The sequence below is a fragment of the Stenotrophomonas sp. BIGb0135 genome, from assembly GCF_024810105.1.
Lineage (GTDB): Bacteria > Pseudomonadota > Gammaproteobacteria > Xanthomonadales > Xanthomonadaceae > Stenotrophomonas > Stenotrophomonas maltophilia_AB.
Genome location: NZ_JANUDX010000002.1, coordinates 475,728 through 495,918 on the forward strand (window position 1 = coordinate 475,728; position 20,191 = coordinate 495,918).

Consider the following 20,191-nt stretch of genomic DNA (forward strand, 5'->3'; position numbering starts at 1 on the left):
ACAAAAACACCCGGTCAATTCGTCAACCGGCTGGCCGTGCTACCAGTGCATCCACACCGTCAGCGCGTGCAGCAGCAGGCCGATCAGGCCACCGACCAGGGTGCCGTTGAAGCGGATGAACTGCAGGTCGCGGCCGACGCTCAGTTCCAGTTGTTCGACCAGGTGGCGCTCGTCCCAGCCCTTGACGGTCTGTGCGATGTGCTGGGTGACGCCCTCGCGCAGGCGGCTGGTGAGCCGTTCGGCGCCGTCCATGAGGTGCTGGTTGAGTGCCTCGCGCAACGAGGGATCGTCCTGCAGGGCCTGGCCGACCGAGGCCAGGCTGCGGCGCAGGTGGCCGGCGAGCGCGGAGTCTTCGCTGGAGAGGTCGGCGCGCAGGCTGGCGTGGATGCGCTCCCACAGCCCCTGCACATAGTCCTGCACGGCCGGGTGGTCGATCACCTGCTGCTTGATCTGGTCGATCTTCCCGGCCAGCGCCGGGTCGCTGCGCAGGCGCTGGATATAGTCGGCCAGCCAGGTCTCGTAGTCGCGGCGCAGCGGATGCTCGGGCTGGGCCAGGATCTGCTGCAGCTCGCCCAGCACCGCGTGCGCCATGCGCTCGGCCAGGCTGTCGCCGATCTCGTCGATCGGCTTGACCCAGTTCACCGTGCTGGCCAGCTTGGGCCATTCGCGCTGGATGTAGCGCACGATGAGTTCGGAGGCGCGCTGTTTGACCGCGGGGGTGTCCAGCCACTCGCCGACCCGGGTCAGGCCTTCATCGAGCACGCGCTGGTGGCGGTTGTCGGCGGTGAGCAGGCCGAGCAGTTCACCGGCGGTCGCCGCGGCATTCCACTGCCGCAACTGCTGGATCACGAAGCCCTGGATGCTGCGCCGGACCGCGGCCTCGTCGAGGAAATCCAGCGCCTGCAGGGCCCAGCCGCGGGCCATGTCGGCCAGCAGCCTGGAGCGCGCCGGATCGGCCAGCCAGCTGCCGAGCCGGCTGGCCGGGTCGAAGACCTGCAACCGCGCCAACAGCGCCTGCGGTTCCAGGAACTGGTCGCGCACGAACACCGCCAGGCTGTCGGCGATGCGCTCCTTGCTGTGCGGGATGATCGCGGTGTGCGGGATCGGCAGGCCGAGCGGACGGCGGAACAAGGCCACCACCGCGAACCAGTCCGCCAGCGCGCCCACCGCGGCGGCCTCGCAGAAGGCCGAGACCCAGGCCCAGATGCCGCGTTCGCCCTGCAGGTGGCTGATCACAAAGCCGGCCAGCATCGCCAGCAGCATGGCCAGCGCGATCAGCTTGAGGCGGCGTAGTTGGGCGCGGCGCGGGTCGGGGGATGAGATGGGCGTCATCGGTCCAGTCTACCCATCCCCGCATGAGCGTTCGGTGGTGCCGGCCGCACCCCCTCCGACGAAGTACCGCCGTGCCGGCCGTTGGCCGGCAACCACGTTCATCCCGCCGCGCGTTGAGGCGGGTGCCGGCCAACGGCCGGCACGACCTCAGGCCTCGGCCAACTGCCTGCGCAGCGCGGCCAGCTGCTGGCGCAGGGCGTCGTTTTCCAGGGTCAGGGCGATTACGCGCTGGCGCAGCTCGGCCGGGCCTTCGCCCAGCGCAGTGAGCGCCTCGGCGATCTCGGCCTCCCGGCTCGGGTCGATTTCCATGCCGTCATCGGCGCTGTGCAGCACCTCCTGTACCGGCTTGCGCGGCTTGCGCTTGGCCTCGCGCACGCGCTTGGCCGCCTGCTTCAGTTCGTCCTTGCCGCCGACCGCCGCCGCGCGCTGCTCCTCTTCGGGCAGGTCGGCCACCGCCGCGGCCGCGCTGATCGAGATGACGCCGGTCTTGACCGCTTCGACCAGCTCCGGCGCGGCCTGCTTGTGGATGCGCTCGATCATCGTCACCTGACTGCTGCTCAGGCGGGCCTCGCGCGCCATGTCGGCACGGCTGACCTTCGGGGCCGGTGCCCACGGCGGGCTGTCTTCATCGCTGGCCACGGCGGCATCGGCAATCTCGCCGTCGCTTTCCTTCTGCAGCTCGGCCTGCTCGATACGGTGGCGCTCGGCCAGGATGTCGCGCTTGCGCAGGGCCAGCACGCCACGCTGGAAGTCCGAGACGCTGCGCCGGCCCAGGTGCTGCTCGATCATCCACAGGTGCACGTCGTCCATCGACTGGAAGCGCGTGTTCTGCACGGTCTGGAACGGCAGCCCGTGCTTCTGGCAGATGCCGTAGCGGTTGTGTCCGTCCACCAGCACATCACCCCACAACACCAGTGCATCGCGGCAGCCTTCGGCCAGGATGCTGCGCTCCAGGGCGTCGTGCTCGTCGGGGGTCAGGGGATCGATGTAGGCCTTGAGTTCTTCTTTGACGACAATGTCCATGCAATCCGGTACGCGAGCGAAACGTGACCGACCATTGTAAGGATCGCGGCGGTCGCCGTCGTCGCCCGGGGATTCAGGCTCAGCCGGTGGCGTTGATCATGTCGCCCAGGATCTCCACGATCCGGTCGATCTGCGCCTTGTCGATGATCAGCGGCGGCGACAGCGCGATCACGTCGCCGGTACAGCGCACCAGCAGCCCGCCGTCGCGGAAGCAGCGCTCGAACACCTCGTAGCCGCGCGCGCCCGGGGCATCCTTGCGGGGCATCAGTTCCACCGCGCCGACCAGCCCGAAGTTGCGGATGTCGATCACGTGCGGCAGCCCGCGCAGGCTGTGCAGCGCCGACTGCCAGTACTCGCCCAGTTCGATCGCGCGCTCGAACAGGTGCTCCTCGGCGTAGGTGTCCAGGGTGGCCAACGCGGCCGCGCAGGCCAGCGGGTGGGCCGAATAGGTATAGCCATGGAACAGCTCGATCGCCGCCGGCGGGCCCTGCATGTAGGCGGCATGCACCGCATCGGAGACCAGCGTGGCGCCCATCGGCACCGCGCCGTTGGTGAGCCCCTTGGCGAGGGTCATCAGGTCCGGAGTGACCCCGAAGCGCTGCGCGGCGAAGGCGTTGCCGACCCGGCCGAAGCCGGTGATGACCTCGTCGAACACCAGCAGGATGCCGTGCTGGTCGCAGATTTCGCGCAGCCGTTGCAGGTAGCCCGGGGCCGGGAGGATCACCCCGGCCGAGCCGGCCACCGGTTCGACGAACACCGCGGCAATGGTGGAGGCATCATGCAGCGCGATCAGCCGCTCCAGGTCCTCGGCGAGCTCGGCACCGTTGCGCGGCAGGCCGGGGCTGAACGCGTTGCGTTGCAGGTCCAGGGTATGCCGCAGGAAATCGCTGCCGGCCAGCAACGCGCCAAACTGCTTGCGGTTGTTGGGCAGACCGCCGATCGACAGGCCGCCGAAACCGACCCCGTGGTAGGCCTTTTCGCGCCCGATGAAGCGCGTGCGCTGGCCCTCGCCGCGCAGGCGGTGGTAGCCGAGCACGATCTTCATCGCGGTATCCACCGCTTCGGAGCCGGAGTTGCTGAAGAATGCGTGGTTGAGCGTTGCCGGGGCCAGCGCGGCCAGCCGCTGGGCCAGCACGAAGGGCAATGGCGAGCCCATCTGGAAGGGCGGGGCGAAGTCCAGCGTGGCGGCCTGCTGCTGGATGGCCTGCACGATCCGCGGGCGGGCGTGGCCGGCATTGCAGCACCACAGCCCGGCGGCGGCATCCAGGATCGGGCGGTCGTCGACATCGTGGTAGTACATGCCCTCGGCCCGCACCAGCAGGCGTGGCGCGGCCTTGAACTGGCGGTTGGCGCTGAACGGCATCCAGAACGCCTCCAGCGACTCGGGGCGCTGCTGGGACAGGGACGACAACGGGCTTTCGGCACGGCGCATCGGCAACTCCGCAGGGACCGGATGGTCACGACTCTATCGCAGATGCGTCACGGCGCGGGGCCGGCGCGCTGGGTATAAAGGGGGCCGATACCGCTGCTGGAGACCGTGATGACGACTGTCCGCACCCGCGAGGAATGGCAGGCCCAGGCCGACGCACTGGTGGTGCATGCGCAGGCCTTCATCGATGGACGGTACGTCGATGCCGCCGATGGCGCGCGCGCTGCCTGCATCAGCCCGATCGACGGCCGCGTACTGGCCCAGGTGGCCGACTGCAGTGCCGCCGACGTGGAGCGCGCGGTGGTTGCCGCGCGGCGTGCCTTCGACGCCGGCCACTGGTCGCGCGCCGCGCCGGTGCAGCGCAAGAAGATCCTGCTGCGCCTGGCCGACCTGGTCGAACAACATGCCGACGAGCTCGCCCTGCTGGAAAGCCTGGACATGGGCAAGCCGGTGCGCGACGCGCGCCAGGGCGACCTGCCGGGCGCGGTGCGCTGCCTGCGCTGGACCGCAGAGGCGATCGACAAGGTGTACGGCGAGATCGCCCCCACCGCGCCGGATACGCTGGGCCTGGTCAGTCGCGAGCCGGTCGGCGTGGTCGCCGCGATCGTGCCGTGGAATTTCCCGTTGCTGATGGCCTGCTGGAAGATCGCCCCGGCGCTGGCCGCGGGCAATTCGCTGATCCTCAAGCCCTCCGAACGCTCGCCCCTGAGTGCGATCCGGCTGGCCGCGCTGGTCGCCGAGGCCGGCATCCCCGATGGCGTGTTCAACGTGCTGCCCGGCGACGGTACGCGCGCCGGCGAGCCGCTGGCGCTGCACATGGACGTGGATGCACTGGCCTTCACCGGGTCCACCGCAGTGGGCCGGCGGTTGCTGCAGTGTGCGGGCTTGTCCAACCTCAAGCGGACCTGGCTGGAATGCGGTGGCAAGAGCCCGAACCTGGTGTTCGCCGACGCGCCGGACCTGGACAAGGCCGCGCAGGCGGCGGCCACCGGCATCTTCTACAACCAGGGCGAGGTCTGCACCGCGGCCTCGCGGCTGCTGGTGCAGCGCTCCATCCAGGACGAATTCGTGACCCGGGTGCTGGCCCATGCGCGGCGCATGCAGCCGGGCCATCCGTTCGACCCGGACGCGCCGATGGGCGCGCTGGTCGATGCGGCCCATGCCGAGCACGTGCTGGCGCACATCAACCGCGGTCAGGCCGAGGGCGCGCGCCTGCTGCTGGGCGGCAAGCGGGTGGAGGTGGTGGCCGGTGGCAGCTACGTGCAGCCGACCGTGTTCGACGAGGTCGATGCAGGCCACGCGATCGCCCGCGAGGAGATCTTCGGCCCGGTGCTGGCGGTGCTTGGCTTCGACCACGAGGCCGATGCGCTGCGCCTGGCCAATGATTCCAGCTACGGGCTGGCCGCCGGCCTGTGGACGCGCGACCTGGGCCGCGCGCATCGGGTGGCGCGCCAACTGCGTGCCGGCAGCGTCTGGGTCAACCAATGGGATGGCGGCGACATGACCGCGCCGTTCGGTGGCTACAAGCAGTCCGGCATCGGCCGCGACAAATCCCTGCACGCCTTCGACAAGTACACCGAGATCAAGGCCACCTGGATCCACCTGGGCGAGTGAGCCCGCTCAGCAGTCCTGGCGCTGGCTGACCAGCGCCTCGCGCAGCAGGTCGCGGTCGCGCTCGTCCACCGCGTTCTGGAAATAGTCCACCTGCGCGGTGCTCAGCCGGCAAGGATCGACGACGTAGCCCGGCGGCCACATCTGCAGGGCCTGCGCGATGCCCTGCACGAGCTGCTCCGGGGTCAGGCCGCGCTTCATGCGGAAGCGGCGGGGCGGTGGCGCGAAGGCGGCGTGTACCTCGCGCCGCCCGATGACCGGCGCGACGAAGGTGGCCGCGTCCACGCCATCCTGGCCCGGCCCGAGCGCCGGCACGCGCAGGTCCAGCGGCCGTGCCGCCGGCGCCGCTACGGGAGGGGAGGCAACGGCCTGGATACGGGCCGGCGCCGGCACCGGTGGCCGTGGCGTAGACGCAGCCGCGGCGGCCGATTGCCGCTTCAGCGCCGGCGGCGGCACCGGCTCGGGGCGCGATAGCCAGCGCATGCGCAACCGGTCGTCGTGCTCGCCGATGCCTGCCGGCGGGGCTGGCGCCAGCAGCACCTGCAAGAACAGGCCGTGTACGGCGATCACTACCGCGATCGCGCAGGGCCGGCTCCAGCGTGGCGCAGGCGGGGACTGCATCGATGACGACATTCCCTGTCCATCCTGACGGAATCGACCTGCTCTGACCGCGGGTCGTGCCGGGAGTTCCGCGCGGGTGTGCCAGTTGCGGGCGCGGTCACAGCCCGACCGTCACGTCTGCAACCATCGTTCGCGCCGGGCCGGGCGCGTGGCAGAATCCGGTAGCTGCCTCCTTGCGTGTACCCGATGTCGACTCCTGCCGCACCTGCCGCCAATTCGCCCCGCCGCATCCTGCTGGCCAGCCTGATCGGCACCACCATCGAGTTCTTCGACTTCTACATCTACGCCACCGCCGCGGTGCTGGTGTTCCCGCACCTGTTCTTCCCGGAAAGCAGCGATGGCGCGGCGTTGCTGCAATCGCTGGCGACCTTCGCGGTGGCCTTCATCGCGCGCCCGGTGGGCTCGGCGGTGTTCGGCCACTATGGCGACCGGATCGGGCGCAAGGCCACGCTGGTGGCGGCGCTGCTGACCATGGGCGTGTCCACCGTGGCGATCGGCCTGCTGCCCACCCACGCCAGCATCGGCATCCTCGCCCCGGCATTGCTGGCGCTGTGCCGGTTCGGCCAGGGCCTGGGGCTGGGCGGCGAGTGGGGCGGGGCCGTGCTGCTGGCCACCGAGAACGCGCCCCCGGGCAAGCGTGCCTGGTACGGCATGTTCCCGCAGCTGGGCGCGCCGCTGGGGTTCCTGCTGTCGGCCGGCATCTTCCTGCTGCTCGGTCGCGCGATGAGCGACGCCGACTTCCTGCAATGGGGCTGGCGCGTGCCGTTCCTGGCCAGCTCGCTGCTGGTCGCGGTCGGCCTGTGGGTGCGCCTGAACATCCACGAGACGCCGGCGTTCCAGGCGGCGCTGGACCGCAACGAGCGGGTCAAGCTGCCGATGTGGACGGTCATCCGCGACCACGGCGTCACCCTGGTGCTGGGCACGCTCGGCGCCTTCGCCACCTTCGTGCTGTTCTACCTGATGACGGTGTTCACCCTGGGCTACGGCACCACGGTGCTGCACTACAGCCGCGAACAGTTCCTGCTGCTGCAGATGGTCGGGATCCTGTTCTTCGCCGCGGGCATCCCGCTGTCGGCGTTGTATGGCGACCGCTGGGGCACGCGGCGCACGATGATCGTGGCCAGTGGCCTGATCCTCGCCTTCGGGGTGATATTCGCGCCGCTGTTCCAGGCCGGCAGCCCGTGGATGGTGCTCGGCTTCCTGTCGCTGGGCCTGTTCCTGATGGGCCTGACCTACGGCCCCTGCGGCACCTTCCTGGCCGAGATCTACCCGGTGCAGGTGCGCTACACGGGTGCGTCGTTGTCGTTCAACCTGGCCGGCATCCTCGGCGCGGCACCGGCGCCCTACGTGGCTACCTGGCTGGCCGAACGCTTCGGACTGCTCGCGGTGGGCTACTACCTGTGCCTGACTGCGCTGGTCACCATCCTGGCGCTGCTGGCGATGGGGCGCCGCGCCGCGCTCAGCGGAAGAAGCGCTTGAGCGTACGTCCCAGCCAGCCCCCCTGCTGGTGCTCGCGGGCGAACTGGTTCAGGTGCAGCTTGACCTGCGGCGCATAGGCCTTGTCGTCGCCCCGGATGTGATTGAACAGCCAGCGCGACAGCATGGTGCGCAGTTCGTCGCTGATGTCTTCGCCGGCCTGGAAGCGCAGGCGGTACTCGGCCACGCGCTTGATGAAAATCTCATGCACGCGCTTGTGCGCCGCGCAGAACGGGTAGCCGGCTTCTTCCATCAGCTCTTCCTCGAAGGCGAAGTGCGACAGGGTGTAATCCACCAGCTCGTCGATCACCTCGGCCACCGCCAACCGCTGCAGGCTGGTCTGCGCCACGTGCAGGTGGTTGAGCATCTCCACGATCCGCATGTGCTGGTGGTCGATGACGTCGATGCCGATGTTCAGGTCGTCCTGCCAGACCAGAAGTGCCATGGTGCGTTCCCCGTGATGTTCAACTGGGAACGACTCTAGGTGGCCGGCACCGGGCCTGCGTTGATCTCGATCAAGGCACCAGGGCCGCTTCCCGGGCGGCGCTGGCCACGCTGGTGCAGCTCACCCGGTTGCGGCCCCCAGCCTTGGCCAGGTACAGCTGGCGGTCGGCCTCGGAGATCAACCGGTGCAGCGAATCGCGCTGCGGGCGCAGGCAGCACAGCCCGATGCTCACGGTCATGCGCAGGGTGGTCTCGCCAAGCATCACCTCCAGCGCGGCGATGCGCTCGCGCAGCATCTCGAAGTAGCCCAGCGCCTCGTCTTCTTCCAGCCCCGGTACCAGCAGGCAGAATTCCTCGCCGCCGAACCGCGCGATCAGGTCCTGCTCACGCGCATGCCCGGCCACGGCCGCCGCCACCGCGCGCAGCGCATCGTCGCCGGCCTCGTGGCCGTAGGTGTCGTTGATGTGCTTGAAGTGGTCGATGTCGATCATCGCCACCGCCACCAGCGCGTCGTTGAGGTGCAGCTGCGGCAACTGGCGCTGGCTCTGTTCCAGGAAGCTGCGCCGGTTGGGCAGCCCGGTCAGGAAATCGCGGGTGGCCAGGTCCTGCAGCGTGCCGATCAACTCCAACTGGTCCACGTTCTGCGAGGTCCGGCAGAAGAACTCCTCGCGCGAGAACGGCTTGCGCAGGAAGTCGTTGGCGCCGTTCTTGAGGAAGCGCGGGATCAGCGACGGGTCGGTGTTGCCGGAGATCCCGATCACCGCGACCTTGTCGCGCGAGCGCAGGGTGCGCAGCCGGCGGGTGAACTCCACCCCTTCCATGCCCGGCATCTCCTGGTCGACCACGGCCAGGCGGATCGCCGGGTGCGCTTCGATCGCCTTCAGGCCTTCGGCGCCGTCGGCGGCTTCGTACACGGTGTGGCCGTACATGCGCAGCAGCGAGGCCGCGTACATCCGCGCCGACATCGAGTCGTCCACCACCAGGGCGGCGATGCGCCGGTTGCGTTCCAGCCGCTGCACCAGCCACACCAGGTAGTCCACGCTGCCGGGGGTGTTCTTGAGCACGTAGTCGATGATCTGCTGCTGCAGCACGCGCTTGCGCAGGTCTTCGTCGTACACGCCACTGACCACCACCGTGGGCAGGCCGCGCGAGACGAAGAACTCCACCACCGTGTCGCGGTCGCCGTCGGCCAGCACCAGCCCGGTCAGCACCAGGAACCAGCCCTGCTCCTGGTCGAGCAGCCGGCCGGCCTCGGCCAGGCTGGTCGCCACCGACACCGGCAGCTCCAGCCGTTGTTCGATGGCCTCGCCCAGCATGCTGGTGAACGTGCGCGAGTTTTCCACCAGCAGGATCCGCTGGGGGAGGGCATCACCGGGGTCGCTGTCGAAAGCGCCCTGCAACAGTGCCGGCATGTGGCGTACGCTCGGATTCGAGTGGGTCGGCAGAGTTAGCGGCGATTTCACATGCAACTTTAGGGTGGATGTCGGACGCCTGGATCAGACTGCCTGAGCCCGATGCGACAGTGGTCGTCTGCTGCGACCCGGGCGGTCATCGGATTTGTGTCAAAAGCCCGGGCCGGACCCGAACCCTTCCATCTATAGCGGTAGTATCGCTGGCGTCGTCAGCTGCCCGGCCTGGCTACCCGTGGCTTCCAGCCGTCCTATGGCCCGCAACGTGCGTCGTTGTTCACCCCCGGGCGGCAGAAGATACTGTCGTCGGAGTACCCCTCGCTAAACTCGACCTGGAGGCTAATGTGCGGATTTCCCATTTTAGACATGCAGTTGGTATTTTGATCCTGGCTGCGGTACCGATGTTCGCATCGGCACAGTCCGATAATCATGGCGTACAGCTCGCAAAGCGAGGCCTGGGTCAGTCCCAGCCGCTTGCTCTCAACCTGAGCCTGGACCCCGGCTGGCGCCTGTATGGATTTCAGCGGGATGGGATCACTTATTACCAGGTGAATGATCTGGCAGGACGAGTACAGTTGATCATCGGCAACGCGGATGACGTGTTCTGGGTCCTGCCGGCAGGGGACAGTTCCGCGCAGGTGTCGTTGCCGGAAGGGCCCATCCAGGCCCCTGCCAGTGCAGTGCGGTCCCTGGTTTACCAGAATCAGACGTTTGCCCTGGTCCTCTATCGCAGTGGAGCAGGTGTCCTGTGGTCGGTTGAAGCCCTCGACTGATGGAGAAATGACCTGCGGGTGGCGCAGCCCACCTGCAGGTTCCCTTGTCGGGCGGGCCTCAGGTCAGCGCCTGATGGTTGTCACTGCCAGCGGCCCCGATGGGCGCGAAGCCGCTGTAATCCTTGACTTCGGACGGGGTTCTTGTCGGGCCTTCCATCAGAACCATCCTGATTCGATTCTGGCGGCAATGGATAACGCCGCCATAGGCAAGTATTCGCCCCGCCAGTCGCTCCATGGCCAGTGTTTCTGTTGCTCCGGAAAGCGCGCGCTTGGCATCCAGTAACGCCACCGTGACCAGTATTCCGCTCCTCCCTTCGAATCGACCACACCGTGCCCGAACCCGGATCTGTCCGGATTCGTGCTTCAGCAGTAGCGACACGCTGTCTGTGAGTGCGCGGTAAGTGGCAAGCTGAACTTCAATGCTCAACTGACACGGGTCACCGGTCAGTTGAGGGCGAACGACCCGGTGGGTGAGGTCCCACGCCTCGCGCACGCCGCCCGCCTGTAGCGCCACATACAAACCCACCTGTTCAAGTGCGGTGGGGTACACCATGCTGGCTTGCTCGCGGAACTGGCGCGAGTGCACGGCCGAGGTATGCAGGAGACTGGTTGCGATTGCATGGTGGCCTTGTTGCTTGAGCCAGTTCACCACTTCGGTGAGAGACATGTCGATGCCATCACCCAGCTTCTTCAGGTGGATGGCACGCTCGCGCAGATCCATTTCGCTGGCCCTGTGCGAGCTCCTGGCTAGCTTGATCGCATTTTTCTCATTGACATCCCGAATGCGGTAACGGTGGTAGTAATGCGTGATGCGCGCGCCCAGCACAAACAGCGCCGCACCGGCGATCGCCATGACCTGCTGGGTGGCGAAGGATGCAGGATCAAATGATGACGGATAGGGGCCCGGGGTAGTCAGCCCAATGATCAGGTTCAGCGCCGGCACCCCCATGGCCGCGCCACGCCAGCCGTGCAGGCACGTCAGTGCAATCGCAGGGACGGCCATCAGCAATTGCACGCTGGTCTTCGCCGTTGCTGATTCAGGTGGAATCAACATGGCGGAAAGCCCGAGCAGCAGCATCAGCGATAGAGCCGCAAGGGTCTGCCTGCGAAATGCGGTGGTCCACTCCGGTTCCGCATGTCGGCGTGCCCAGAGCAGGGCAAGGGGGGCAACCGTCAGGATGCCGATGAAGTCACCTACGATGTAACGGGCAATACCGGTGGCTGCCGGCATTTCCGGGGGAATGGGCCAGAGTAGTTCGGACAGAGCGATATTCAGCGATGTCACCACTACCGCCGATGCTGCTGCGACGGAAATGAGCCACATGGTCTTGGTTGCGGCCATCATCTTTCGGTGCAAGCGCACTACCAGCATTACTGCCGGCATCAAACTGGCGGATGCCAGAATCACCCAGGTAAGTCCGTACTTTTCCACCATCGGGTAGCGCATCTGCATGAAGTAGGCGTATTCGCCCAGCAACAGATACGGCCAAAACCGCGGCGGGCACAACAGGACCGCTGCTACGCGAACGCCCGCGGGTAGGTAGAACTGATCCAGTGAAAGTTGGCGCGCGGCCCAGCAGGCGATGGCATACGCAGCAGCCAACACGAATCCAGCCGGACGAATGTGAAGGTTTACTTGAAGCCCGTCTTTCCACCAATCCAGTTGCACGCGTTCCCTCCCGTTCGTGCCCAGCCACGGTCCATGTACTGGACTATTCCGTTCAGACAGGACGGTATCGGCAGAAGTCGGTTTATGCAATTGCAGACGGCGATTATCAGAATCGAATGAGGCGGCGACGTGCCGGTGGTCACACCGATAAGCGTTTTACAAATGAGATGGTTATCTCAATCTCCAGCCACCTTCACCACAACACATCGCGCAGCTTGTACCAGGACATCGCCGCCACCAGCAGCGGCGTGCGCAGCAGCCGGCCGCCGGGGAAGCGGCGGTGGGGAATGCGCTCGAATACATCGATGCGTTCGTTCTGCCCGGCGATGGCCTCGGCCAGCACTGCCCCCGCCAGCCCGGTCGCGGCCACGCCATGGCCGGAGAAGCCCTGGGCGTAGTAGACGTTGGGGGTGAGGCGGCCCCAATCGGGCGCGCGGTTGCGGGTGATGTCCACGTAGCCGCCCCAGACCTGCTCCATGGCCACATCGGCCAACTGCGGAAACACCTGGTGCATGCGCCGGGTCATCACCCCGCGCAGCCCGGGCGGCGGCAGCGCCGAGTAGCTGGCCCGTCCGCCGAACAACAGCCGGTGGTCGGCGCTGAGCCGGAAGTAATCCAGCGCCCAGCTGACGTCGGCCACGGCCATGTCGTTGTGGATCAGTCCGCGCGCCCGCTCGGCCCCCAGTACCGGGGTGGCGCCGATGTAGGTGCCCACCGGCATGATCCGCGCTTCCAGTTCCGGTGCGATGCCCTGCAGCAGCGCATTGCCGGCGATCACCACGTGGTCGGCGCTGACCGTGCCGTGGGCGGTGCGCAGCTGCGGCCGCGGGCCGCGGATGAGCTGCAGCACCGGCGACTGTTCCAGGATGACCACCCCCTGCTGTTCAGCGGCGCGTGCCAGCCCCTGCGCATAGGCGAGCGGATGCAGGTGGCCGCTGGCCGCATCGAACATCGCCCCGCTGTAGCGCGGGCTGTCCAGCTGCTCGCGCAGTTGCTGGCGGTCCCACCACTGCAGCGGATAGTCGTAGCGTTCGGCCAGTTCGATCATGCCCGCGCGCAGCGTACGCTCCTGGCGCGGGCGGATCGGCACGCTGGCATGGCCGTCGCGCCAATCGCAGTCGATCTGGTAACGCTGCAGGCGATGCCGCAGCAGGGCCATGCCCTCGCGCGAAAAGTCGAACAGGTGGCGAGCATCGTCCGCGCCGACCAGCGCTTCGAGCGTGTCCACCTCGCAGCCGTAGCCGACGATGGCCTGGCCACCGTTGCGCCCGGACGCACCCCAGCCGACCCGCTGCGCCTCCAGTACCACCACGCGGAAGCCGCGCTCGGCCAGCGACAGGGCCGCCGACAGGCCGGTGTAGCCGGCACCGAGCACGCACACGTCGGTGTGCAGATCACCCGCCAGCGGCGCACGCAGGGGCTGCGCCGGCACGCTGTCGGCGTACCAGCTGGCAACGTGGTCCTGGCCGGAACGGCTCGAAAAAACGGCACTCATGGCGACAGCATGCCAGCAACCCGGCCCCGGAACAGCGGACAGTCTGTCGCAGGCACGCGCGCAGGCATGTGACGGCCCACCGTCGGTTGCGTCCGGTCGCACGCCGGCGGTAACGTGCGCGCAGGTCATCCGAGCATGACGCATGGTCTCGTCCCCCTGGGTCGGCCTGCCGACCGACAGCACGACGCTGGGCCACCACCGCTTCGCCGTGGCGGGCGAAAAATACGTGCGCGCGCTGTGCCTGGCCGCCGGCGCCACCCCGGTGCTGCTGCCCAGCCTGCAACCGCCGCTGCCGGCCGAGCCCTGGCTGGACCGCCTCGACGGCCTGTTGCTGACCGGCGCGGTGAGCAACATCGAGCCGCATCACTACGGCGGCGCGCCCAGCTGGGCGGGCAACCTGCACGATCCCGCGCGCGATGCCACGGCGCTGTCGCTGCTGCAGGCCGCACTCGCCCGCGACCTGCCGGTGCTGGCCATCTGCCGCGGCTTCCAGGAACTCAATGTGGCCCTCGGCGGCACCCTGCACCAGCGCGTGCACGCGGTGACCGGCCTGATGGACCACCGCGAAGATCCGGACGCACCGGTCGAGCAGCAGTATGCGCCGGCGCACCCGGTGCGGCTGGTCCAGGGCGGGTGGCTGTCGGACTGGGCCGGGGCCGCTGCGGTCACGGTCAATTCGGTGCACGGGCAGGGCATCGATCGGTTGGCCGCGGGCCTGCGCGTGGAGGCCCGCGCCGACGATGGCCTGGTCGAGGCCGCGCGCAGCGACGCGCATGCCTTCGTGCTCGGGGTACAGTGGCATCCGGAATGGCGTGTCACCGACACCCCGTTCCATCACCGTATTTTCCAAGCCTTCGGCGATGCTTGTCGCCGTTACTCCTGCAAAGCAGACCGGTCATGACCACCCGAACGCGTTCGCGCAAAACCGCTTCCCCGTCGCGCAAGGCGGCCAGTCCTTCGCGCAAGGCCGCCGCGCCGCCCGTGCCGGAGGAGAGCGCGCTGCTGCGTTGGCTCAAGGAACGGCGCATCACCGAGGTGGAGTGCCTGGTGCCGGACATCACCGGCAACGCGCGCGGCAAGATCATCCCCGCCGACAAGTTCTCGCACGATTACGGCACGCGCCTGCCCGAGGGCATCTTCGCTACCACGGTCACCGGTGAATTCCCGGACGATTACTACGAACTGACCTCGCCGTCGGACTCGGACATGATCCTGCGCCCGGACCCGGACACCGTGCGCATGGTGCCATGGGCCACCGACCCGACCGCGCAGGTCATCCACGATTGCTACACCAAGCATGGCGAGCCCCACGAGCTGGCCCCGCGCAACGTCCTGCGGCGGGTGCTGGACGCCTATGCCGAACTGGGCCTGCGCCCGGTGGTGGCGCCGGAGCTGGAATTCTTCCTGGTGCAGAAGAACACCGACCCGGACTTCCCGCTGCTGCCGCCCGCCGGCCGCTCCGGCCGCCCGGAGACCGCGCGCCAGTCCTACTCGATCGATGCGGTCAACGAGTTCGACCCGATCCTCGACCTGATGTACGACTACTGCGATGCGATGAAGCTGGACGTGGACACGCTCATCCACGAATCCGGCGCGGCCCAGCTGGAGGTCAACTTCACCCACGCCAACGCGATGGACCTGGCCGACCAGGTGTTCCTGTTCAAGCGCACGATGCGCGAGTCGGCGATGCGCCACGGCGTCTACGCCACGTTCCTGGCCAAGCCGATGGAGAACGAACCGGGCAGCGCCATGCACATCCACCAGAGCCTGCTGCGCATCAGCGACGGCCACAATGTGTTTACCGGTGAACACGGCGGCGAGGACTTCAGCCCGCTGTTCGGCCACTACCTGGCGGGCCTGCAGAAATACGTGCCGATGGCGATGGCATTCTTCGCCCCGAACGTGAATTCCTACCGCCGGCTGGTGTTCGGCGAGGTCTCGCCGAGCAACGTGCACTGGGGCTTCGACAACCGTACCTGCGGCCTGCGCGTGCCGCTGGATACCCCGGAGAACATGCGCGTGGAAAGCCGCTTCGCCGGCTCGGACGCCAACCCCTACCTGGCCATGGCCGCCACCCTGGCCGCCGGGTTGCTGGGCATCCGCGAGCAGGGCTCGCCGACTGCCCCGATCAGCGGCAGCGCCAAGGAACTGGGCTACGACCTGCCGCGCTCGCTGGGCGAGGCGCTGGACGGGCTGGAAGGCTGCCCGGAGCTGCGCGAGATGCTGGGCGAGCGTTTCTGCCGCGCCTATGTGTCGGTCAAGCGCAAGGAGTACGAGACCTTCTTCCGCGTGATCAGCTCCTGGGAGCGCGAGTTCCTGCTGCTCAATGTCTGAGCGCGCCGTCCCGCCAGGTCCGGCATGGCCGTGAGGGCGGCGTGCTGGGAAAATGCGGGCGTGCCCGGTAGGCTGGCACCCGTCGTACCGGTCCTGCCGGTTCCCCCATCTCGCACCTGACCTGTGGAGAGTCCGATGAAGCTGCGAATCCTCACCCTCGGCATTGCCGTATCCGTACTCAGCGCCTGTGGCGGCGGCAAGCAGGACGACAGCAAGGTGCTGAACGTCTACAACTACAGCGATTACATCGCCGAAGACACCATCCCCAATTTCGAAAAGGCCACCGGCACCAAGGTGACCTACGATGTGTTCGACAGCGACGAGATGGTGGAAACCAAGCTGCTGGCCGGCAACAGTGGCTACGACGTGGTGGTGCCGACGCTGAACTTCTTCGGCCGCCAGATCAAGGCCGGCGTGTTCCTGCCGCTGGACAAGAGCAAGATCCCGAACCTGGCCAACCTCGATTCGGAGGTGATGAAGCGCATCGCCCAGCAGGACCCGGGCAACCAGTACGGCGTGCCGTACATGATCGGCACCACCGGCATCGGCTACAACGTCGACATGCTCAAGCAGCGCTTCGGCGGCAGCACCGACATCGCCAACAGCTGGGACCTGATCTTCAAGCCCGAAAACATCGCCAAGATGAAGGACTGCGGGATCACCATCCTCGACACGCCCTCGGACATGATCCCGATCGCGCTGCACTACCTGGGCGAGGATCCGCACAGCCAGGACCCGGCCACGCTGGAAAAGGCCGCCGCGCTGCTCAAGGGCATCCGCCCGTATGTGCAGAATTTCCACTCCTCCCAGTACGTGGGTTCGCTGGCCAACGGCGGCACCTGCCTGGTGGTGGGCTGGTCGGGCGACATCATCCAGGCCCGCGACCGCGCCGCCGAAGCCAACAATGGCGTGACCGTGGCCTACTCGATCCCGCGCGAAGGCGCCCCGCAGTGGTTCGACATGCTGGCCATCCCCAAGGATGCCAAGCACCCGGAGGCCGCGTATGCCTTCATCAACTACCTGCTGGAACCGAAGGTGGCCGCGGCCAACACCAACTTCATCCATTACGCCAACCCGGTGACCCAGGCCACGGCGCTGGTGGACGAGGCGATCCGCACCGACCCGACCATCTACCCGCCGGCCGACGTGGCCGCCAAGATGTTCACCTACTCGATCAACACCCCGGAGGTGGACAAGCTCTACACCCGGTTGTGGACCGAGGTGAAGACCGGTCGCTGACCGCCCCTGCGACGCCGGCCCCGTGCCGGCGTCGTCGTTTCAGGGGATCGTCCCGCCGGTGGGCGGCAGGGCAGGCCGCCCGATCCGGTCGCACATGACGCCGCCACCACCGGTAAAATGGGATGCTCCCCCCGTCCTGCCGCCGCTCCCGGAGCCGCTCCCCATGCCATTTGATGCCAAGCCGGAAGGCGAGGTCGTGCCGGTCCTCGACCCGGGCTATCTGTCCATCCGCGCGCTGCGCAAGGAATTCGACGGCTTCGTCGCCCTCGACGATGTCAGCCTGGACGTGCGCAAGGGCGAGATCTTCGCCCTGCTCGGCGGCTCGGGCAGCGGCAAGTCGACCCTGCTGCGCTGCCTGGGCGGCTTCGAGACGCCCACCAAGGGCAGCATCGAGCTGGACGGCCAGCGCATCAACGACCTGCCGCCGTACCAGCGGCCGATCAACATGATGTTCCAGTCCTACGCGCTGTTCCCGCATATGACGGTGGAGCAGAACATCGCCTTCGGGCTGAAGCAGGACGGCCTGGCCCGCGATGCGATCCGCACGCGCGTGGGCGAGATGCTGGAGCTGGTGCAGCTGGGCAAGCTGGCCAAGCGCAAGCCGCACCAGTTGTCCGGTGGCCAGCAGCAGCGCGTGGCGCTGGCGCGGTCCCTGGCCAAGGGGCCCAAGCTGCTGCTGCTGGACGAGCCGATGGGCGCGCTGGACAAGAAGCTGCGCTCGCAGATGCAGCTGGAGCTGGTCAACATCATCGAAACGTCCGGGGTGACCTGCGTGATGGTCACCCACGACCAGGAAGAGGCCATGACCATGGCCACCCGCATCGCGGTGATGGACGCCGGCTGGATCCAGCAGGTGGGCAAGCCCGACGAAATCTACGAGCAGCCGGCCAACCGCTTCGTGGCCGAGTTCATCGGGTCGGTCAACCTGTTCGACGGGGTGATCGACGAGGACCTGCCCGAGTACGTCACCGTGCGTACGCCGCTGTTCCCGGCGCCGATCTACGTGGCCCACGGCATCACCGGCTACGAAGGCCAGCCGGTGGCGTTCGCGCTGCGCCCGGAGAAGGTGATGATCGGCAAGGAGGAGCCGGCCGGGGACACCAACAAGGCACAGGGCGTGATCGAGGATATCGCCTACTTCGGCAGCCATTCGGTCTACCACGTGCGCCTGCCGAGCGGGGCCAAGGTGCTGTCCAACTTCGCCAACTCGCAGCGCTGGGCCAGCGACGGACTGACCTGGGGCGACAGCGTGTGGGTGTGCTGGCGCGACAACGACGGCGTGGTGCTCACCGCATGAACGCCGCCGGCTGGAAGCGTTGGCTCCCCGGTACCCGCGGCAGCGTGATCGCCGCGCCGTACCTGTGGCTGCTGCTGTTCTTCGCGGTGCCGTTCGTGATCATCCTGATGATCTCGTTCGCGCGCACGCAGGTGGGCTCGCCGCCGTACACCTGGCTGCTGGAGTACGTGGATGGCGCGTTCTCGCTCAAGCTCAACCTGGGCAATTACGCGGCGCTGGTGAAGGACAGCCAGTACGTACTGGCGTACCTGAGTTCGATCAAGATCGCGGTGATCGCCACGCTGCTGACGCTGCTGATCGGCTACCCGATGGCGTATGTGATTTCGCGGATGTCGCCGGCCGCGCGCAACGTGGCGATGATGCTGGTGGTACTGCCGTCGTGGACCTCGTTCCTGATCCGGGTGTATGCCTGGATCGGGATCCTGGACCGCAACGGGCTGCTCAACCAGCTGCTGCTGAAGCTGGGGCTGATCGATGCGCCGCTGCAGATCCTGTACACGCCGACCGCCGCCTACATCGGCATCGTGTACTGCTACCTGCCGTTCATGGTGCTGCCGCTGTACGCCAACCTGGTCAAGCTGGACAACCGCCTGCTCGAGGCCGCCTACGACCTGGGCGCGCGGCCGTGGCAGGCGTTCCTGCGGATCACGTTGCCGCTGTCGCGCACGGGCATCATCGCCGGCTGCATGCTGGTGATGATCCCGGCGGTGGGCGAGTTCGTGATCCCGGAGATGCTGGGTGGCCCGGATACGCTGATGATCGGGCGGGTGCTGTGGGGCGAGTTCTTCAACAACCGCGACTGGCCGACGGCCTCGGCTGTGGCGATCGTGATGCTGCTGTTGCTGCTGGTGCCGATCCTGCTGTTCAACCGGGTCCAGCAGCGTGAGCTGGAAGGGAAGCTGCTATGAGCATGGTGCGCGGCAGCCGGTGGTTGGGGTGGTCGGTGCTGGGGCTGGGATTTGCGTTCCTGTACCTGCCGATCCTGCTGTTGATGATCTACTCGTTCAACGAATCGAAGCTGGCCACGGTGTGGTCGGGCTTTTCCACGCGCTGGTACGGCGAGCTGTTCAACAACCGGCAGATCCTGGATGCGCTGTGGATCAGCCTGGAGGTGGCATTCTGGACGGCATGCGCGTCGACCGTGCTGGGCACGATGGCGGCGATGGTGATGACGCGGTTCAAGCGCTTCCCGGGCAAGACGATGTTTGGCGCGCTGATTACCGCGCCGCTGGTGATGCCGGAGGTGATCCTGGGCTTTTCGCTGATGACGCTGCTGGTGGCGATGGGCGGCATTCCGGGCTTCCCGGCACGCGGAGTGACCAGCATCTGGATCGCGCATGTGACGTTCACGCTGTCGTTCGTGACGGTGGTGGTGTCCTCGCGGCTGCAGGAGCTGGACCGGTCGCTGGAAGAGGCGGCCATGGACCTGGGCGCGAGCCGGTTGAAGGTGTTCTTCCAGATCACCTTGCCGATCATCGCGCCTGCCCTGGTCGCCGGCTGGTTGCTGGCGTTCACGCTTTCGCTGGACGATGTGGTGATCGCCAGTTTCGTGGCGGGGCCGAATTCGACGACGTTGCCGATGAAGGTGTTCGCCTCGGTGCGCATGGGGATCAAGCCGGAGATCAACGCGCTGGCCACGCTGATGGTGCTGGCGGTGTCGATCGCGGCGGTGGTGGGCTGGTTTGTTACCGCGCGCGGCGAGAAACGTCGCCAGCGCGACATGCAGATGGCGTTGCAGGACAAAGGGTAGGGTGGGCCGGCTGGTCTTTTCAGAGCAACAGCGGGGCGGATGCTGCGTTGGCGCTGGGGAGGGCCTCAAGAGCAGCCGGGCATGGCCCGGCTCTACCCATTCAACGGTGTACTGATCCCACGGCAGAGCCGAGCCATGCCCGGCTGCACGCAGCCTCCGAACCACGGCCAACCGGCAAAGCCGGGCCATGCCCGGCTGCACACGTTCTCCAAACCACGACCAACCGGCAAAGCCGGGCCATGCCCGGCTGCACACAGCCTCCAAACCACGACCAACCGGTAGAGCCGGG

Annotated in this window: 17 protein-coding genes; 9 read left to right on the forward strand and 8 right to left on the reverse strand. The window is 67.4% G+C overall.

Going from position 1 to position 20,191, the window contains the following annotated elements:
* Window positions 1–39: 39 nt before the first annotated feature.
* The 3 genes from M2421_RS06560 to M2421_RS06570 all read right to left on the reverse strand — a co-directional run bounded on the left by M2421_RS06560 (window position 40) and on the right by M2421_RS06570 (window position 3,787).
* The gene (locus M2421_RS06560) at window positions 40–1,332 is read right to left on the reverse strand and encodes a DUF445 family protein (RefSeq protein ID WP_259204295.1); all 1,293 of its coding nucleotides are present in this window, start codon (window positions 1,330–1,332) and stop codon (window positions 40–42) included.
* A 147-nt stretch (window positions 1,333–1,479) separates the two neighbouring features.
* Window positions 1,480–2,355, reverse strand: coding sequence for a plasmid replication/partition related protein (locus tag M2421_RS06565; RefSeq protein WP_259204297.1), 876 nt, complete (start codon window positions 2,353–2,355; stop codon window positions 1,480–1,482).
* A 79-nt stretch (window positions 2,356–2,434) separates the two neighbouring features.
* Window positions 2,435–3,787 (reverse strand): aspartate aminotransferase family protein, encoded by a 1,353-nt coding sequence (locus M2421_RS06570; protein WP_259204299.1) that lies wholly within the window; start codon window positions 3,785–3,787, stop codon window positions 2,435–2,437.
* A gap of 108 nt (window positions 3,788–3,895) precedes the next feature.
* Between M2421_RS06570 and M2421_RS06575 the strand changes: the two genes are divergently transcribed.
* Window positions 3,896–5,398: an aldehyde dehydrogenase gene (locus M2421_RS06575; protein WP_259204300.1), complete on the forward strand. Its 1,503-nt coding sequence runs from the start codon at window positions 3,896–3,898 to the stop codon at window positions 5,396–5,398.
* Window positions 5,399–5,404: 6 nt separating this feature from the next.
* On the opposite strand, the gene M2421_RS06580 is transcribed toward M2421_RS06575, so the two are convergent.
* Complete coding sequence (locus M2421_RS06580) at window positions 5,405–6,028, reverse strand: hypothetical protein (protein ID WP_259204302.1); 624 nt, start codon at window positions 6,026–6,028, stop codon at window positions 5,405–5,407.
* 174 nt (window positions 6,029–6,202) lie between these two features.
* Between M2421_RS06580 and M2421_RS06585 the strand changes: the two genes are divergently transcribed.
* Window positions 6,203–7,495 (forward strand): MFS transporter, encoded by a 1,293-nt coding sequence (locus M2421_RS06585; RefSeq protein WP_259204303.1) that lies wholly within the window; start codon window positions 6,203–6,205, stop codon window positions 7,493–7,495.
* On the opposite strand, the gene M2421_RS06590 is transcribed toward M2421_RS06585, so the two are convergent.
* Entirely contained in the window at window positions 7,476–7,937 is a 462-nt protein-coding gene (locus M2421_RS06590; RefSeq protein WP_259204304.1) for a bacteriohemerythrin, read from the reverse strand. The two genes, M2421_RS06585 and M2421_RS06590, sit on opposite strands and share 20 nt — an antisense overlap.
* A gap of 70 nt (window positions 7,938–8,007) precedes the next feature.
* Window positions 8,008–9,348, reverse strand: coding sequence for a diguanylate cyclase (locus M2421_RS06595; RefSeq protein WP_259204305.1), 1,341 nt, complete (start codon window positions 9,346–9,348; stop codon window positions 8,008–8,010).
* A 341-nt stretch (window positions 9,349–9,689) separates the two neighbouring features.
* On the opposite strand from M2421_RS06595, the gene M2421_RS06600 reads away from it, so the two are divergent.
* Window positions 9,690–10,118: a hypothetical protein gene (locus tag M2421_RS06600; RefSeq protein ID WP_259204306.1), complete on the forward strand. Its 429-nt coding sequence runs from the start codon at window positions 9,690–9,692 to the stop codon at window positions 10,116–10,118.
* Window positions 10,119–10,176: 58 nt separating this feature from the next.
* Here M2421_RS06600 and M2421_RS06605 read toward each other — a convergent pair whose 3' ends face one another.
* Together M2421_RS06605 and M2421_RS06610 are read right to left on the reverse strand one after the other, a co-directional pair.
* Complete coding sequence (locus M2421_RS06605) at window positions 10,177–11,787, reverse strand: MASE1 domain-containing protein (RefSeq protein WP_259204308.1); 1,611 nt, start codon at window positions 11,785–11,787, stop codon at window positions 10,177–10,179.
* Window positions 11,788–11,980: 193 nt separating this feature from the next.
* Window positions 11,981–13,282: an FAD-binding oxidoreductase gene (locus M2421_RS06610; protein WP_259204310.1), complete on the reverse strand. Its 1,302-nt coding sequence runs from the start codon at window positions 13,280–13,282 to the stop codon at window positions 11,981–11,983.
* 142 nt (window positions 13,283–13,424) lie between these two features.
* Between M2421_RS06610 and M2421_RS06615 the strand changes: the two genes are divergently transcribed.
* From M2421_RS06615 to M2421_RS06640, 6 genes are all read left to right on the forward strand, one after another.
* Complete coding sequence (locus tag M2421_RS06615; protein ID WP_259204311.1) at window positions 13,425–14,183, forward strand: gamma-glutamyl-gamma-aminobutyrate hydrolase family protein; 759 nt, start codon at window positions 13,425–13,427, stop codon at window positions 14,181–14,183.
* Window positions 14,180–15,616 (forward strand): glutamine synthetase family protein, encoded by a 1,437-nt coding sequence (locus tag M2421_RS06620; protein WP_259204312.1) that lies wholly within the window; start codon window positions 14,180–14,182, stop codon window positions 15,614–15,616. The genes M2421_RS06615 and M2421_RS06620 overlap by 4 nt, the downstream gene beginning before the upstream one ends.
* Window positions 15,617–15,751: 135 nt before the next feature.
* Window positions 15,752–16,855, forward strand: a complete 1,104-nt coding sequence (locus M2421_RS06625) for a polyamine ABC transporter substrate-binding protein (protein WP_259204313.1) — start codon at window positions 15,752–15,754, stop codon at window positions 16,853–16,855.
* Between the two features lie 163 nt (window positions 16,856–17,018).
* Entirely contained in the window at window positions 17,019–18,152 is a 1,134-nt protein-coding gene (gene potA / locus M2421_RS06630) for a polyamine ABC transporter ATP-binding protein (protein ID WP_259204315.1), read from the forward strand.
* On the forward strand, window positions 18,149–19,060 hold the full coding sequence (locus M2421_RS06635; RefSeq protein WP_259204319.1) for an ABC transporter permease subunit: 912 nt from the start codon (window positions 18,149–18,151) through the stop codon (window positions 19,058–19,060). Before potA ends, M2421_RS06635 begins: the two co-directional genes overlap by 4 nt.
* Complete coding sequence (locus tag M2421_RS06640; RefSeq protein WP_259204322.1) at window positions 19,057–19,902, forward strand: ABC transporter permease subunit; 846 nt, start codon at window positions 19,057–19,059, stop codon at window positions 19,900–19,902. Before M2421_RS06635 ends, M2421_RS06640 begins: the two co-directional genes overlap by 4 nt.
* Window positions 19,903–20,191 lie beyond the last annotated feature (289 nt).

Bases quoted from the DNA above. Each gene is read 5' to 3' on its own strand.
- M2421_RS06560 (WP_259204295.1), bottom strand. From the start codon at position 1,332: ATGACGCCCATCTCATCCCCCGACCCGCGCCGCGCCCAACTACGCCGC.
- M2421_RS06565 (WP_259204297.1), bottom strand. From the start codon at position 2,355: ATGGACATTGTCGTCAAAGAAGAACTCAAGGCCTACATCGATCCCCTG.
- M2421_RS06570 (WP_259204299.1), bottom strand. From the start codon at position 3,787: ATGCGCCGTGCCGAAAGCCCGTTGTCGTCCCTGTCCCAGCAGCGCCCC.
- M2421_RS06575 (WP_259204300.1), top strand. From the start codon at position 3,896: ATGACGACTGTCCGCACCCGCGAGGAATGGCAGGCCCAGGCCGACGCA.
- M2421_RS06580 (WP_259204302.1), bottom strand. From the start codon at position 6,028: ATGTCGTCATCGATGCAGTCCCCGCCTGCGCCACGCTGGAGCCGGCCC.
- M2421_RS06585 (WP_259204303.1), top strand. From the start codon at position 6,203: ATGTCGACTCCTGCCGCACCTGCCGCCAATTCGCCCCGCCGCATCCTG.
- M2421_RS06590 (WP_259204304.1), bottom strand. From the start codon at position 7,937: ATGGCACTTCTGGTCTGGCAGGACGACCTGAACATCGGCATCGACGTC.
- M2421_RS06595 (WP_259204305.1), bottom strand. From the start codon at position 9,348: ATGCCGGCACTGTTGCAGGGCGCTTTCGACAGCGACCCCGGTGATGCC.
- M2421_RS06610 (WP_259204310.1), bottom strand. From the start codon at position 13,282: ATGAGTGCCGTTTTTTCGAGCCGTTCCGGCCAGGACCACGTTGCCAGC.
- M2421_RS06615 (WP_259204311.1), top strand. From the start codon at position 13,425: ATGGTCTCGTCCCCCTGGGTCGGCCTGCCGACCGACAGCACGACGCTG.
- M2421_RS06620 (WP_259204312.1), top strand. From the start codon at position 14,180: ATGACCACCCGAACGCGTTCGCGCAAAACCGCTTCCCCGTCGCGCAAG.
- M2421_RS06625 (WP_259204313.1), top strand. From the start codon at position 15,752: ATGAAGCTGCGAATCCTCACCCTCGGCATTGCCGTATCCGTACTCAGC.
- potA (WP_259204315.1), top strand. From the start codon at position 17,019: ATGCCATTTGATGCCAAGCCGGAAGGCGAGGTCGTGCCGGTCCTCGAC.
- M2421_RS06635 (WP_259204319.1), top strand. From the start codon at position 18,149: ATGAACGCCGCCGGCTGGAAGCGTTGGCTCCCCGGTACCCGCGGCAGC.
- M2421_RS06640 (WP_259204322.1), top strand. From the start codon at position 19,057: ATGAGCATGGTGCGCGGCAGCCGGTGGTTGGGGTGGTCGGTGCTGGGG.